Genomic DNA, 14,299 nt, shown 5'->3' with positions numbered 1-14,299 from the left:
AAGGACGGATTGCGATGTCAACCGATACCCATCTTGCCGGCCTGTCCGGCACTATCGTTCACGACGAGATCGTGCCCGCCCGCGCCCCCTGGCTCTATCATGTCGCCAAGGGGCAGACGCTGCGCATCGTCGATCTGGAGGGCAACCAGGCGGTCGATTTCCTGCTCTACAGCGCGGCCGACGATGCCGAACGCTATTCCGCGCAGGATACCGTGGCGGCGCAGGGCAACCTGTTCCTGCGCGCCGGCACCACGCTGTTGTCCAACGAAGGGCGCCCGATGATGACCATCGCGGCCAGCGCGGTGGACTATCACGATACGATTGGCGGGGCCTGTTCGTGCGAATCCAATACCTTGCGCTATGGTCATCACACCAAGTGGCAACATGCCTGCGTCGAAAACTTTCTGGAGGCCAACCTGTGGGAAGGGCGCGGCAAGCGTGACATCGTGTCGAACATCAACTTCTTCATGAACGTGCCGGTGGAGGCCGATGGCGCGCTGGGCATCGTCGACGGGATTTCCGCGCCGGGCCTGACGGTGGACCTCAAGGCCGAGATGGACGTGGTGGTCGTCGTGTCCAATTGCCCGCAGATCAACAACCCGTGCAACGCGTTCAATCCCACCCCCGTGCGCATGATCGTGGCGGCATGATGTTCGATACCGTCCTCATCGCCAATCGCGGGGCGATTGCCACCCGGATCATCCGCACCCTGCGCCAGATGGGCCTGCGCTCTGTCGCGGTCTATTCCGAGGCGGACGAGGGATCGGCCCATGTCGCCCTGGCGGACGAGGCCGTGTGCATCGGCCCGGCACGCGCCAGCGAAAGCTATCTCAATATCCCGGCGATCATCGCCGCGGCCAAGCAGACCGGCGCCGGCGCGATCCACCCCGGCTATGGCTTCCTGGCCGAAAACGTCGAATTTGCCGATGCCTGCGCGGCAGAGGGGATCGTCTTCATCGGCCCCACCCCCGACAATATCCGCACGTTTGGCCTCAAGCACAGCGCGCGCGAACTGGCCAAGGCCCATGGCGTGCCGCTGGCGCCGGGCAGCGACCTGCTGACCAGCGAGGACGAAGCGGTGGAGGCGGCGGCGGCCATCGGCTATCCCATCATGCTCAAGGCCACGGCCGGCGGTGGCGGCATCGGCATGCGCGTGTGCGAGACCGAGGCCGACGTGCGCGAGGGCTTTGCCACCGTGGCGCGCCTGGGGCAGAGCAATTTTGGTGACGCCGGCGTGTTCCTGGAACGCTATGTGCGCCGCGCCCGCCATGTCGAAGTGCAGATCTTTGGCGATGGCGCGGGGCGCATCGTCGCCCTTGGCGAGCGCGATTGCTCGCTGCAACGCCGCAACCAGAAGGTGGTGGAAGAAGCCCCTGCCCCGCTGCTGCCCGAAAGCGTGCGCGCCGATCTCTATGCAGCGGCCATTCGCCTGGGCGAGGCGGCGCGCTACCGCTCGGCCGGGACGGTAGAATTTCTCTACGATGCCGATCGTAAGGAATTCTTTTTCCTGGAAATGAACACCCGACTCCAGGTCGAACACGGCGTGACCGAAGAGGTTATGGGGCTAGACCTGGTCGCATGGATGGTGCGCGGCGGCGCTGGCGACTTCACATTTCTGGATAGCGCGCCCACCACGCCCTCGGGCCATTCGGTGCAAGTGCGCCTCTATGCCGAGGATCCCGCGCTCGATTACCGCCCCACTTCCGGCACGCTCACGGCGGTGGAATTTCCCGCCGACATCCGCACCGAAACCTGGGTGGTCGCCGGCACCGAAGTAAGCGCATGGTACGATCCGATGCTGGCCAAGCTGATCGTGCATGCCCCCACGCGCGAGGCGGCGGTGGCAGCGATGCAGCAGGCGCTGGCCGCCACGCGCATCGACGGCATCGAAACCAACCTGCGCTGGCTGCGCCAGGTGGTGGCGAGCCCCGCGTTTACCAGCGGCGAGGTTTCCACCCGCGTGCTCGACACGATCAGCTTCGTGCCCGCCAGCCTGCGCGTGATCGCCGGCGGCACGGCCACCACGGTGCAGGACTGGCCCGGCCGCCAGCATCTGTGGGCCGTGGGCGTGCCGCCGTCGGGGCCGATGGACGATCAATCGTTCCGCCTGGGCAACCGCCTGCTCGGCAATCCCGAAGGCATGGCTGGCCTCGAAATGACGCACACCGGGCCCACCCTGGCGTTCACCGCGCCGGCGCGCATCTGCCTGACCGGGGCCGATTTTGGCGCGACGCTCGATGGCGTGGCGGTGCCGCTGGGCGAAGTTATTGCCGTGGCTGCGGGGCAAACCCTGGCCACCGGACGCACGCGGGGCGGCGGCATGCGCGGCTATCTGCTGATCGGCGGTGGTCTCGATATCGCGCCCTACCTGGGCAGCCGCGCCACGTTCGAACTGGGCCAGTTCGGCGGCCATGCCGCGCGGCGCCTGGTGGCGGGCGATGTGCTGCACCTGGGCGACGAGGAAACCGCTGCGCCACTTCCCGCCGTGGCCTTGCCCGCGATGGGCAGCGAATGGACGCTGCGCGTGCTCTATGGCCCGCACGGCGCTCCCGATTTCTTCACCGATGAAGACATCGCCATGGTGGTCGGCGCCGATTGGCAGGTGCACTACAACTCCAACCGCACCGGGGTGCGCCTGATCGGCCCCAAGCCGCAATGGGCGCGCGCCGATGGGGGCGAAGCCGGACTGCATCCCTCGAACATCCACGACAATCCTTATGCCATCGGCGCGGTGGATTTCACCGGCGACATGCCGATCATCCTTGGCCCTGATGGCCCCTCGCTCGGCGGCTTCGTCTGCCCCTTCGTGGTGATCGCGGCCGATCGCTGGAAGATCGGGCAACTCGTGCCGGGCGATCGCCTGCGCTTCGTGCCGGTATCCATCGCCGATGCGCAAGCGGCCGATGCGGCGCAGCGCGCGCTGGTGGCAGACGGCACGCCGCCGGCGCCGCGCCCCGCGCGCGAGATCGAGACGCTTTCGCCGATCCTGGCGGAGATCGCCGGCCACGGCACGCGCCCGCGCACGGTCTATCGCCAGCAGGGCGATCGCAATATCCTGGTCGAATACGGCCCGATCACGCTGGATATCGAGCTGCGCATCCGTGTGCACGCCTTGATGACCGAGCTGGAACGCATGGCGCTGCCCGGCGTGATCGACGTTGTGCCGGGCATCCGCTCGCTGCAGGTCCATTTCGACGGGCAAAGCCTTGATCAGCAGGCCATGCTCGCCGCGCTGGTAGAGGCGGAGGAGCGCCTGGGCGATCTGGAAGATTTCACCATCCCCTCACGCATCGTCCACCTGCCGTTGAGCTGGCGCGATCCGGCCACGCTCGAAACCATCCAGAAGTACATGGGCGCGGTGCGCGATGATGCGCCGTGGTGCCCTGACAACATCGAGTTCATCCGCCGCGTCAACGGCTTGCCCGATGCCGCCGCGGTGGAGAACCTGATCTTCGAGGCCAACTACCTCGTCATGGGCCTGGGTGACGTGTACCTGGGCGCGCCGGTTGCCACGCCGGTCGATCCGCGCCACCGCCTGGTCACCACCAAGTACAATCCCGCCCGCACCTGGACCCCGCCCAACGTGGTCGGCATCGGCGGCGCTTATATGTGCATCTATGGCATGGAAGGGCCGGGCGGATACCAGCTGTTTGGCCGCACCATCCAGGTGTGGAACACCCACCGCCAGACCGACGCCTTTATCGAGGGCAAGCCCTGGCTGCTGCGCTTCTTCGACCAGATCCGCTTCTATCCGGTGAGTGCCGAGGAACTGGTGGAATGGCGCCGCGATTTTCCCACCGGGCGCCGGTCGATCCGGATCGAACCATCGGAGTTTCGCCTGGCCGATTATCGCCAGTTCCTGGCCGACAATGCCGCTGAAATCGCGGCGTTCGAAGCCCAGCGCGTGGCCGCGTTCGACGCGGAACGCGCCGAGTGGCAGCGCCGTGGCGAGTTTGACCGGGTAACCGACCTGGCCGATGCCGATGCCCCCGTGGCCGGCACGGTAGACGTGCCCGATGGCGCCGATCTGGTGGAAGCGCCCTTTGGCGGCAGCGTGTGGAAGCTGCTCGTGGCCGAAGGGGACGAGGTCAAGGCTGGCGATACCATCGCCGTGCTGGAGGCCATGAAGATGGAGTGCGCGGTGGAAAGCCCCGGCAGCGGCGTGGTCGCCGCGCTCTACATGCAAGAGAAACAGGCCCTGCAACCCGGCGCGCCGATGCTCGCCCTGCGCCGGCACGCGGCATGAGCGGGGCGGCACCGCGCCTGCCGGCAGCCGCATTGGCCCACGCGGTCAGCAGTGGGCAGAGCACCGCCGTTGCGGCCATGGAGCAGGCGCTGGCGCGCATCGCGGCCTATGATGCCGTGCAGCCGCAGATCTGGATCAGCCGCCCGGCCGATGCCGCCCTGCTGGACGCTGCCCGCGCCGTCGATGCGCGCGTGGCGGCGGGCGAACATCTGCCGCTGGCCGGCGTGCCCTTTGCGGTGAAAGACAATATCGACGTGGCGGGGCTCGATACCACCGCCGCCTGCCCGGCCTTTGCCTATAGCCCGCCAGGATCGGCGACAGTCGTGGCGCGGCTTGAGGCGGCCGGCGCGATCTGCGTGGGCAAGACCAACCTCGATCAGTTTGCCACCGGCCTGGTCGGCACGCGCAGCCCCTATGGCATTCCGCGCAATGCCAGCAACCTGGCTTATGTGTCCGGGGGGTCCAGTTCGGGCTCGTCGATCGCAGTGGCCGCCGGCCTGGTGCCGTTCGCGCTCGGCACCGATACCGCCGGATCGGGCCGCGTGCCCGCCGCGTTCAACCATCTCGTCGGCATGAAGCCCAGCAAGGGGCGCTGGTCCACCTCTGGCCTGGTGCCAGCCTGCCGCTCGCTCGATTGCATCTCGGTGTTCACCGGCGATACCGCCGATGCGCGGCTGATCGATCATGTCGTCGCCGGCTATGACGCCGCCGATCCATGGTCTAAATCGCTGGCCGACAAGCCGATCGCCGGCCGCGTGATCGGCGTGCCCAGGCGCGCTCAGCGCCAGTGGTTTGGTGACGCGGAATCCGAATATTTCTATGACCGTGCGCTGGCCCAGCTGGCCGAAATCGGCACCTTGGTCGAAATCGACTATGCCCCGCTGCAAGAGGCAGCGCTGCTGCTCTATGGCGGGCCGTGGGTGGCGGAACGCACCGCCGCGCTGGCGCCGCTACTGGCCAGCAACCCCGGCGCGATCGATCCCACCGTGCGCGCCGTGGTCGAACCCGGCCTGGAAAAAAGCGCGGTCGAGCTGTTCAACGGCATCTATCGCCTGGCCGAATTGAAACGCCATGCCGACCAGCTGTGGGATGAGATCGACGCGCTGGCGTTCCCCACCACCGGCACGGCCTATCGCGTCGCCGAATTGCAGGCGGCGCCGATCGCGCTCAACAGCAACCTTGGCGCCTATACCAATTTCGTCAATCTGCTCGACATGGCCGCGCTCGCCGTGCCGGCCGGGGTGCGCCACAACGCCACCGGCTTTGGCATCACGCTGATCGGCCCGGCCGACAGCGACCGCGCGCTGCTCGATCTGGCCGATGCCTATCTTTCGGTGGCGCAGCTGCCACCCCCACCCCCGCTCGATCTGGAGGGCAAGATGCAGACCGTGAAACTCGCCGTGGTTGGCGCCCATTTGAAGGACATGCCGCTGCACTGGCAGCTGACCAGCCGCAACGCCACGTTCGTGGAAGCGACCACCACCGCGCCCAGCTATCGCCTTTATGCCATGGCCGACAGCGTGCCGCCCAAGCCCGCGCTGATCCATGCCGGAGACGAAGGCGCGGCGATTGCGGTGGAAGTCTACGAGTTGGGCGTGGCCGAGTTCGGCAGCTTTACGGTGGAAGTGCCCGCGCCGCTGGCGATCGGCACGGTGACCCTGGCCGATGGCAGCAGCGTCAAAGGCTTCGTCGCCGAACCACGCGCGATCACCGGCGCGCAAGACATTACCGACCTCGGTGGCTGGCGCGCCTTCATTGCGCAGAAGGCCTGACCACCATCATATTTCGTCACCCCGGGCTTGATCCGGGGTCCCGCTTCCTTTGAGCGGCGGGAGAGCAAGCAAGCTGGACCCCGGACCAAGTCCGGGGTGACGAAGAGGAGGAAAGCCGATGAAGCGCTTTGTTGCCGCCACGCTCTTGGCGCTCGCCCCATTTGCGGCCCCAATTGCCGCCCACGCCGCTCCCAAGCCCAAGGTTATCGCCGTGCCCGGCTTTGCCGATTTTCTTGCGGTTGACGGCGACACCGTCTGGGCCACCAATCGCGGCCGAGTGGAGCAATGGTCGCTCACCGGCATGAAGGCGACAGTGCCGCTGGCCCATCCGTGCGGGGGGATGGCTGTTGCCGATGGCGCACTGTGGGTGGCCAATTGCGCCGATCGCACCGTCAACCGCATCGACACCGCCACCGGCAAGCTTGTCGCCACGATTGCCAGCGGCATCGCCAACGACAAGGAAGGCGAACTCAATGTCGTGGCGGGCGCTGGCTCGATCTGGGTGGCGAGCGATGCCAAGGGCGTGGTCTCGCGCATCGATCCGGCGACCAACGCGGTGATCGCCACCGTGCCGGTCGATCCCGGCAGCTGGTACATGGCCGCTGGCGAAGGCGCGATCTGGGTGGTCAGCGCCGCCCAGCAGAGCCTGCAACGCATCGACCCGGCCACCAACACCGTCACCGCGCGCACCCCGCTGGGCAAGGCGCCGGGTTTCCTCGCCGCGGGCGAAGGCAGTGTCTGGGTGCAGGAACAGGGCGATGGCACGCTCGCGCGCATCGACCCCAAAAGCGGCGCGCTGCTTGGCCGGGTAAAGGTGGGCGAAAACCTCAAGTGGGGGGATATCGATACCGGCGCGGGCAAAGTCTGGCTGCGCACCACCGATGACCAGGTCTTTGCCGTGATCGACGCCCAGACCATGGTGATCGACGCGCGCGTGGGCAAGCCCGCTGGCAGTGGCGGCCTGCGATTCAGCCCAGCCGGCATCTGGACCTCGGCGCATGATGCCCACACGCTGACATGGTGGCCAGAGCCGGGTAGTTATGGGAAGTAGGCGCTAGGGTTCCACCACCCCCCGCCCCCCTCCTCTGAAGAGGAGGGGGAGTTAACATCCTGTTTTTAAGCCCCATCCTCTTTAGAGGAGGGGGTTTGGGGGTGGTGGAAGCCTGACACCCATCACTCCGTCACCCACCCCCCAGCCGTCGCCACATAAAGCCGCGCGACATTCAGAAACTGCTGCGCGCGCGCCTGCACCAGCGCGGTGCTGGCGCGTTGCCAGGTGCGCTGGCTGTCGATCACCTGCAACACGCCGCTGTTGCCCACGTCAAAGCTCTTGCGCGACAGCGTGCGGGCGCGATCGGCCACGGCCAGGGCATCCTGCTGCATCGCGACGCCTTGCGCATCGTTGTCGAGCGCGTGGAGCAGTTCGGCCACTTGGGCAAAGGCGGTGAGGACGGTCTGGCGATAGGTGTGGTCGGCCGCCCGCGCCCGCGCCACGGCCGCCTCGCGCTGCGCCTTGAGCGTGCCGCCGTGAAAGATCGGCGCAGTCAGCCCGGCGAAGATATCATATCCGCGAAAGGCATTGGCGGTAAGATCGCCCAGCCCCGGCGCCGCTTGTTCCAGCGTCGCGCCCAGGGTGATGTTGGGATAGAGCCGCGCCGTGGCCACCCCAATCTCGGCCGTCGCGGCATGCAACTGCGCCTCGGCCGCGAGGATATCGGGCCGCTTGTGCACCAGTGCCGATGGCAGCGAGACCGGCACTTGCGCGGGCAGGGCAAACTGTTCCAGCGTGAAATCGGTCTTCCCCAGCGTATCGGGCGTCATGCCCAACAGCGTGGCGAGCGTCGCCCGCGCCTGGGCCAGTTGCTGCTGCAAGGCAGGCAAGGCCGGCCGGTCTGCGGCAAGCTGCGCCTGCGCGCTCAGGACTTCTACCGCCGTGCCCTCGCCGCCCTGCTGCCGCTTTTGCATGAGGTCGAGATTGCGCGCGTCATCGCTGAGCAGCGCCTGCTGCGCGGCCATCTGGCTGCGGATCGCGGCAATCGTCAGCACCTGGTTCACCACCTGGCCGGCCAGCGCCAGATGCGCGGCCTCGGTCTGGCGCTGCTGCGCCAGGGCCAGCGAGCCGCTTTGTTCGGCCTGGCGCTTGAGGCCGCCGAACAGATCGAGATCATAGCTGATCCCGCCGCCCACCGAATAGAGATGGAAATCGGGATTGCCATCCAGCCCCAGCGCGGGCGACGCGCCAAAACCGAAGGCCGCCAGGTTCACCTGCTGCTGTTCCGCGCGGGCATTGGCATCGATTTGCGGCGCGCGGCGGCCCAGCACGGCGCGCCATTGCGCCTGCGCCGCCGCCAATGTGGCATCGCTGGCGGCAAGGCTCTCGTTATGGGCCAGCGCCTGATCGACCAGTTGGTCGAGCGCATCCGAACCAAACGCGCGCCACCATTGCGCCTGCGGCCCTTCGCCCAGGCTGGCCTGCGGCGCGGCGCCCGCAGCAGGCGCGACATCGTCGGCCGCGCGGTAGGTCGGGGCCACAGGGGCGGCCGGGCGATGGAAATCGGGGCCGACCGTGCATCCGGCAACCAGTGCAGCCGGGAAGAAAGCCAACGGAACAAGGCATCGTCTGGCGCGCATCGGTCAATCCATGTGCAGATGAAGATCGTCACCATCCCGGCTGCGGCGTGGCCCACGCAGGAACAGCAGCAGCGGAATGGCCAGCAGCGTGACCAGGAACAGTGCCCAGAACGCATCGATATAGCCGACCATGGCCGCCTGGTTGGTGATTGCCGCGTTGATCCGCGCCACCTGGTCTGCGGCATGGAAATCCAGCCCCGGCGCTGTCCAGGCCAGCACGGGATTGTCGGGCCGCACGCCTTCGATCAGGCGGGCATGCACCGTGGCGGTGTTGCGCACGGTCATCGCCTGCAGCACCGAAATGCCGATGGCCGAGCCGATGTTGCGGATCAGCGTGAACATCGCCGCGCCTTCGTTGCGGAACCGGGGATCGAGCGTGGCAAACGTGATGGTGGACAGCGGCACAAAGATCATGCCGGTCCCCAGACCCTGGATGAAGCCCGACCAGATCATCAGGCTTTCATCCATGCCCAGCGAAAACGCGCTCATCCGATACATCGACCAGGCGCTCAGGATAAACCCGATCAGGATCAGCAGCCGCGCATCGACACGCTTGATCAGCCGGCCGGCCAGCATCATCGCGATCAGCGAACCCACCCCGCGCGGCGCGGTGACGAGGCCGGTCAGCACCACCGGATAGTGCATCAGCCCTTCCAGCATGGGCGGCAGCAGGGCGAGCACCGAAAAGATCAGCACGCCCAGGAAAAAACCGAAGATCGAACCCAGCGTGAAATTGCGGTTGGCAAACAAGGCCAGATCGATGAACGGGCGCCGCGCTGTCAGGATGTGCACCACGAACAGATAGGCAAAGAGCAGCGCGAGCATGGCCTCGACCACGATCTCGGTGGCGCTGAACCAGTCCTTGGTCTGTCCGCGATCGAGCATCAGTTGCAGCGAACCTACCGCCAAGCCCAGCATGGCAAAGCCGAACAGGTCGAGCCGGGTCTGCGTACGTTGCGGGCTTTCCTTGAGGAACAGCGACAAGCCGGCAAAGGCCAGCGCGCCGATCGGCAGGTTGATGAAAAACACCCATCGCCACGTCAGGTTATCGGTCAGCCAGCCACCCAGCGCCGGGCCCACGATCGGCCCCAGCACCGCGCCCATCGACCACACCGACATGGCCGGGCCATGGCGTTCGGGCGGGTTGATATCGAGCAGGATGGCCTGGCTCATCGGCACCAGCGCCGCGCCGAACACGCCCTGCAACAGGCGGAATCCCACGATTTCGGTAAGATTGGTGGCCATGCCACACAGGCCCGAGGCGATGGTGAACCCCACGATCGACCACAGCATCAGCCGCCGCCGGCCAAACCGCCCGGCCAGCCACCCGGTCAGCGGCGTGCAGATCGCGGCGGCGACGATGTACGAGGTCAGGACCCAGGTGATCTCGTCGGCCGAGGCCGAGACGCTGCCCTGGATATGCGGCAGGGCGACGTTGGCGATCGTGCTGTCGAGCGAGTTCATCACCGTCGCGGCCATGACCGAGGCGGTGACCATGCGCCGCACCCCGGCCGGCGGATAGCCCGCGGTCATCAGTGCGCCGCCTGCCCGCTGCCGGCACCCCTGGTATTGACCGTCACTTCCGCGCTCAAACCGGCATGGAGCGGCACCCCGGCGGGCGGGTTCTCGATCTCGAACTCCACCGGCAGGCGCTGCACCACCTTTACCCAGTTGCCCGTGGCGTTTTCGGCCGGCAGCAGGGCAAAGCTGTTGCCCGTGCCAGGGCTGAAGCTGGCCAGGCGCGCGCGCAGGTGGAGCGAGGGAAAGGCATCGAGCCGGACCGTCGCCCGCTGCCCGATGCGCATCTGATCAAGCTGGTTTTCCTTGAAATTCGCCTCGATCCATAGATGCGTGCCGGCCAGGGTAAACACCGGCTTGGCCGCCGTGACATAGCTGCCCACCTGCAATTGCGGCACCTTGGTCACCACGCCATCCTGCGCGGCGCGCACCACCGTGTAAGACAGGTTGAGCCGCGCTTGATCGAGGGCCGCCTGCGCGCGGCGGACGGCAGGTTGGTCGGCGATCGGCGCATCGACCTTGCCCGAAAGCGCGGCCGCCAGGCTGGCATTGTGCTGTTGCGCGGCGGCCACGGCGGCGCGCGCGGTGCGCTCGGCCAGCACGGCCTGATCGGCCTGGTTCTGCGAGGAAATGCTCTGCGCCAGCAAGGCCTTCTGCCGCGCCGCCTCGCGCATGGCATAGTCCAGCTGGGCGCGCGCCGTCGTCAGTTCCGATTGGCCTTGGGCATAGGTGGCGCGCTGCGCCTCTACCTGGGTGCGGGCATTGGCCAGGTCTGCCTCGGCCGCCGCCACGGCCACCTGGAACGGCGCGGGATCGATGCGGAACAGCACGTCGCCTTTCTTGACGCGGCTGTTTTCGTGCACCTCCACCGCGATCACCGGCCCGCTGACATTGGCGCTGACGGCGACAAGGCCGGCCTGGATATAGGCGTTGTCGGTGGTTTCGTGCCCCTGGCTGCCCAGATAGAGCCAGGTTCCCACCGCCGCTGTGATTACCACCCCGCCGATCAACAGGGGCAGGCGCCACCGCTGCCGCCGTGCCGGCGGTGCCGGATCTGCCACCACGCTGGCGTTCGGGCCACTGCCCGCCACATCATCTCGTGCCATTCTTTTGCCCACATCGCGCCCCGGCGCGCAAAGACGCCGTTTCGGGGCTCTCGTATCGCTGCATGCCCATAAGTCGAATGATTATTTGGCGATTTAGATATAAACAGTGTGCATGATTGCCCTCGACCTCAACCTGCTGCGCGTGTTCGATGCGCTGATGGAAACCCGCAGCGTGACCCGCGCCGCGCGCCAGCTCGGGCTGACCCAGCCCGCGGTCAGCCATGCCCTGGCGCGCCTGCGCCGCGCGATGGACGATCCGCTGTTCCTGCGTCAGCAAAGCGGCTTGCAACCCACTGCGCGCGCAGAGGAAATTGCCGGCGGCGTGCGGCGCGGCCTGGTCCAGTTCCAGGCCGCCCTGGCCCCCACTGCGTTCGAACCGGCGCGCGCCGATCGCACGTTCACCTTGGCGGCCAGCCCCTATTTCTGCCACCTGATGGTGCCGGCCCTGGTGGCGCATGTGCGGCAGGTCGCGCCCGGCGTCAGCCTGCGGATCGTCCCTTCCGGGGAGGCGGTGGTCACCCTGCTGGACCACGGCACGGCTGATCTGGCCCTGGGCGCCGCGATGAGCCTGCCCGAACGGATCGTGGTCGAACCGTTTTACGAAGAACAGATGGTGTGGATCGCCGCGCCGGATAATCCCGTGGTGACCCAGCGCCTGCCACTGGCCGCGATCGATCCGGCGGCGCGGATCACCATTACGCCCGGCGGCCCGGCGCCGCTGCCAGGCTTTCCCGCCGGGATCGGCGCCACGGCGCAGGCGGATCTGGGCGATTGGCGCACCACCCCCACCGTACCCAGCCGCATCACCGTCTATGAATCGCAGACCGCCGTGGCCCTGGTGGCACGCACCGATCTGGTCGCGCGCGTTTCCGCGCGCATCGCCGCGCCGGCGGTGGCGCGCGGCGATGTCGTCGTGCTCGATGGTGTGGATGAGGAAGTGCGCATTCCCATCGCGCTGATCTGGCACGCCCGCCAGCGCGCAGACCAGGGCCTCGCCTGGCTGCGCGCGACGATCCGCGCCTTATAGCTTAGACCAGGCGCTCCACGATGGTGACGTTTGCCACCCCGCCCCCTTCGCACATGGTCTGAAGGCCATAGCGGCCACCCGTGGCCGACAGGGCGTGCAGCAGCGTGGTCATCAGCTTGGTGCCCGACGCCCCCAGCGGATGGCCCAGGGCAATCGCGCCGCCGCGCACGTTGAGGCGCGCCGGATCGGCCCCGAGCGCGGCCAGCCAGGCCATCGGGATGGAGGCAAACGCCTCGTTCACCTCGAACAGGTCGATATCGCCCAGCGCCATGCCGGCGCGTTGCAGGGCGCGGCGCGTGGCCGGGATCGGTTCTTCCAGCATGATCACCGGATCGCCGGCGGTCACCGTCAGGTTGACGATCCGCGCGATAGGCGAAAGGTTGTAGCGCTTGAGCGCCGCCTCGCTTGCCACCAGCACACCCGATGCGCCATCGGTCATCTGGCTGGCATTGCCCGCCGTGAGCGAGCCGCCTTCGGTCAAGGGCTTGAGGCCGGCCAGCGCATCCAGCGAGGCATCGGCGCGGACGCCTTCATCGCGTGCAAACGGGCCCTCTGCCGTCATCACCGGCACGATTTCAGCGTCGAAATGCCCTGCCGCGATCGCGGCGGCGGCCTTCTCGTGGCTGGCCAGGGCATAGGCGTCCATCGCCTCGCGGCTGAAGCCATACTTGTCGGCAATCGCCTGGGCGCCATGGAACTGGTTGAAGGCCGGCACGCCAAAGCGGGTCTGCACCGATTCCGGCCAGGGGCCCTGGCCCAGCCCCGCCGCTGTGTGCAGCGCCACGTTCGACCCCATCGGCACGCGCGTCATGCTTTCCACGCCGGCGGCGATGACCACGTCCTGGGTTCCGCTCATCACCGCCTGCGCGGCAAAGTGCAGTGCCTGTTGCGACGATCCGCACTGGCGATCGATCGTCACGCCCGGCACCGATTGCGGCAGGTTGGATGCCAGCACCACGTTGCGGCCCAGGGCCGAACCCTGCTCGCCCGCCTGGGTAACGCAGCCCAGGATCACGTCATCCACGCCGGCCGGGTCCATCCCCGCGCGCGCGATCAGGGCATTGAGCACCACGGCGCCAAGATCGGCCGGATGCACGCCAGACAGCGCGCCCTTGCGCCGGCCGCCGGCAGTGCGCGCGGCGGCCACGATATAGGCTTCAGGCATAAGTCATCTGTCCTTGTTGCTCGGGAAAAGGCACGCCGCCACTCAGCGCGGCGCCATGCGGATGCCGCCATCGAGGCGCACATCCTCACCATTGAAATAGCTGTTTTCGATCAGCCCGATCGCCGCCGCGGCGTATTCGGCCGGCAGGCCAAAGCGCTTGGGAAACGGCACCGATGCCGCCAGCGTTTCCTTCACCGCGTCGGGCGCGGCATTCATCAGCGGGGTATCGAAAATGCCCGGCAGGATAGTGTTGATCCGCACGCCATCGCCCATAAGATCGCGTGCAATGGGTAGGGTCATGCCGACGATGCCACCCTTGGACGCGGAATAGGCGGCCTGGCCCACCTGGCCATCCTCGGCCGCGACCGAGGCGGTCATCACGATTGCGCCGCGCTCGCCATCCTCGCCAGGTTCCAGCGTAAGCATGCCGGCTGCCGCCTTGGCAACGCAGCGGAACGTGCCGACCAGGTTTACCTGAATAACCGAATTGAACGCATCGAGCGGGAAATGCCCGATCGTGCCATCCTTGCGCGATCGTGCGGCGGTCTTGGCGGGAAAGCCGATGCCGGCGCAGCACACCAGCACGTTTTCCTGGCCATGGGCGGCGCGTGCGGCGGCAAACCCGGCATCGACCGATGCTTCGTTGGTCACGTCAACCTGCGCGAAATGGCCGTCGATTTCCGCCGCCAGGCTGCTGCCCAGGGTTGCATTGAGATCGAACAGCGTCACCTTGGCGCCGCGTGCTGCCAAGGCGCGCGCAGTCGCGGCGCCCAGGCCCGATGCGCCGCCGGTGACCACGGCAACAGTGGATGGTCCAATTTTCATCTGATCGAC

General features: G+C 67.4%; 10 protein-coding genes. 5 read left to right on the top strand and 5 right to left on the bottom strand.

The features are described 5' to 3' along the window. Positions 1–14 precede the first annotated feature (14 nt). From C8K14_RS01565 to C8K14_RS01550, 4 genes are all read left to right on the top strand, one after another. Positions 15–650 (top strand): urea amidolyase associated protein UAAP2, encoded by a 636-nt coding sequence (locus C8K14_RS01565; protein ID WP_062783879.1) that lies wholly within the window; start codon positions 15–17, stop codon positions 648–650. Continuing rightward, positions 647–4,246: an urea carboxylase gene (gene uca, locus C8K14_RS01560; RefSeq protein ID WP_107715410.1), complete on the top strand. Its 3,600-nt coding sequence runs from the start codon at positions 647–649 to the stop codon at positions 4,244–4,246. Before C8K14_RS01565 ends, uca begins: the two co-directional genes overlap by 4 nt. Continuing rightward, a complete protein-coding gene (gene atzF, locus C8K14_RS01555) occupies positions 4,243–6,018 on the top strand; it encodes an allophanate hydrolase (protein WP_107715409.1) in 1,776 nt (591 codons plus the stop codon). The genes uca and atzF overlap by 4 nt, the downstream gene beginning before the upstream one ends. 118 nt (positions 6,019–6,136) lie before the next feature. Beyond that, positions 6,137–7,069 (top strand): YncE family protein, encoded by a 933-nt coding sequence (locus C8K14_RS01550; RefSeq protein ID WP_107715408.1) that lies wholly within the window; start codon positions 6,137–6,139, stop codon positions 7,067–7,069. A 122-nt stretch (positions 7,070–7,191) separates the two neighbouring features. On the opposite strand, the gene C8K14_RS01545 is transcribed toward C8K14_RS01550, so the two are convergent. The 3 genes from C8K14_RS01545 to C8K14_RS01535 are packed head-to-tail and all read right to left on the bottom strand — an operon-like array spanning position 7,192 to position 11,273. Next, the gene (locus tag C8K14_RS01545) at positions 7,192–8,649 is read right to left on the bottom strand and encodes an efflux transporter outer membrane subunit (RefSeq protein ID WP_107715407.1); all 1,458 of its coding nucleotides are present in this window, start codon (positions 8,647–8,649) and stop codon (positions 7,192–7,194) included. A 3-nt stretch (positions 8,650–8,652) separates the two neighbouring features. After that, the gene (locus C8K14_RS01540) at positions 8,653–10,182 is read right to left on the bottom strand and encodes a DHA2 family efflux MFS transporter permease subunit (RefSeq protein ID WP_054131538.1); all 1,530 of its coding nucleotides are present in this window, start codon (positions 10,180–10,182) and stop codon (positions 8,653–8,655) included. Then, complete coding sequence (locus C8K14_RS01535) at positions 10,182–11,273, bottom strand: HlyD family secretion protein (protein WP_107715406.1); 1,092 nt, start codon at positions 11,271–11,273, stop codon at positions 10,182–10,184. The genes C8K14_RS01540 and C8K14_RS01535 overlap by 1 nt, the downstream gene beginning before the upstream one ends. A 112-nt stretch (positions 11,274–11,385) precedes the next feature. On the opposite strand from C8K14_RS01535, the gene C8K14_RS01530 reads away from it, so the two are divergent. Then, complete coding sequence (locus tag C8K14_RS01530) at positions 11,386–12,300, top strand: LysR family transcriptional regulator (protein ID WP_107715405.1); 915 nt, start codon at positions 11,386–11,388, stop codon at positions 12,298–12,300. Position 12,301: 1 nt separating this feature from the next. Here C8K14_RS01530 and C8K14_RS01525 read toward each other — a convergent pair whose 3' ends face one another. Together C8K14_RS01525 and C8K14_RS01520 are read right to left on the bottom strand one after the other, a co-directional pair. After that, positions 12,302–13,465: an acetyl-CoA C-acetyltransferase gene (locus tag C8K14_RS01525; RefSeq protein ID WP_054131314.1), complete on the bottom strand. Its 1,164-nt coding sequence runs from the start codon at positions 13,463–13,465 to the stop codon at positions 12,302–12,304. Between the two features lie 42 nt (positions 13,466–13,507). Further along, positions 13,508–14,290: an SDR family NAD(P)-dependent oxidoreductase gene (locus C8K14_RS01520; protein ID WP_107715404.1), complete on the bottom strand. Its 783-nt coding sequence runs from the start codon at positions 14,288–14,290 to the stop codon at positions 13,508–13,510. Positions 14,291–14,299 lie beyond the last annotated feature (9 nt).

This window comes from Novosphingobium sp. GV079 (assembly GCF_003058045.1).
GTDB lineage: Bacteria > Pseudomonadota > Alphaproteobacteria > Sphingomonadales > Sphingomonadaceae > Novosphingobium > Novosphingobium capsulatum.
This window is presented reverse-complemented; position numbering and strand designations above follow the sequence as displayed.

Bases quoted from the DNA above. Each gene is read 5' to 3' on its own strand.
- C8K14_RS01520 (WP_107715404.1), bottom strand. From the start codon at position 14,290: ATGAAAATTGGACCATCCACTGTTGCCGTGGTCACCGGCGGCGCATCG.
- C8K14_RS01535 (WP_107715406.1), bottom strand. From the start codon at position 11,273: ATGGCACGAGATGATGTGGCGGGCAGTGGCCCGAACGCCAGCGTGGTG.
- C8K14_RS01565 (WP_062783879.1), top strand. From the start codon at position 15: ATGTCAACCGATACCCATCTTGCCGGCCTGTCCGGCACTATCGTTCAC.
- C8K14_RS01550 (WP_107715408.1), top strand. From the start codon at position 6,137: ATGAAGCGCTTTGTTGCCGCCACGCTCTTGGCGCTCGCCCCATTTGCG.
- C8K14_RS01525 (WP_054131314.1), bottom strand. From the start codon at position 13,465: ATGCCTGAAGCCTATATCGTGGCCGCCGCGCGCACTGCCGGCGGCCGG.
- C8K14_RS01530 (WP_107715405.1), top strand. From the start codon at position 11,386: ATGATTGCCCTCGACCTCAACCTGCTGCGCGTGTTCGATGCGCTGATG.
- atzF (WP_107715409.1), top strand. From the start codon at position 4,243: ATGAGCGGGGCGGCACCGCGCCTGCCGGCAGCCGCATTGGCCCACGCG.
- uca (WP_107715410.1), top strand. From the start codon at position 647: ATGATGTTCGATACCGTCCTCATCGCCAATCGCGGGGCGATTGCCACC.
- C8K14_RS01540 (WP_054131538.1), bottom strand. From the start codon at position 10,182: ATGACCGCGGGCTATCCGCCGGCCGGGGTGCGGCGCATGGTCACCGCC.
- C8K14_RS01545 (WP_107715407.1), bottom strand. From the start codon at position 8,649: ATGCGCGCCAGACGATGCCTTGTTCCGTTGGCTTTCTTCCCGGCTGCA.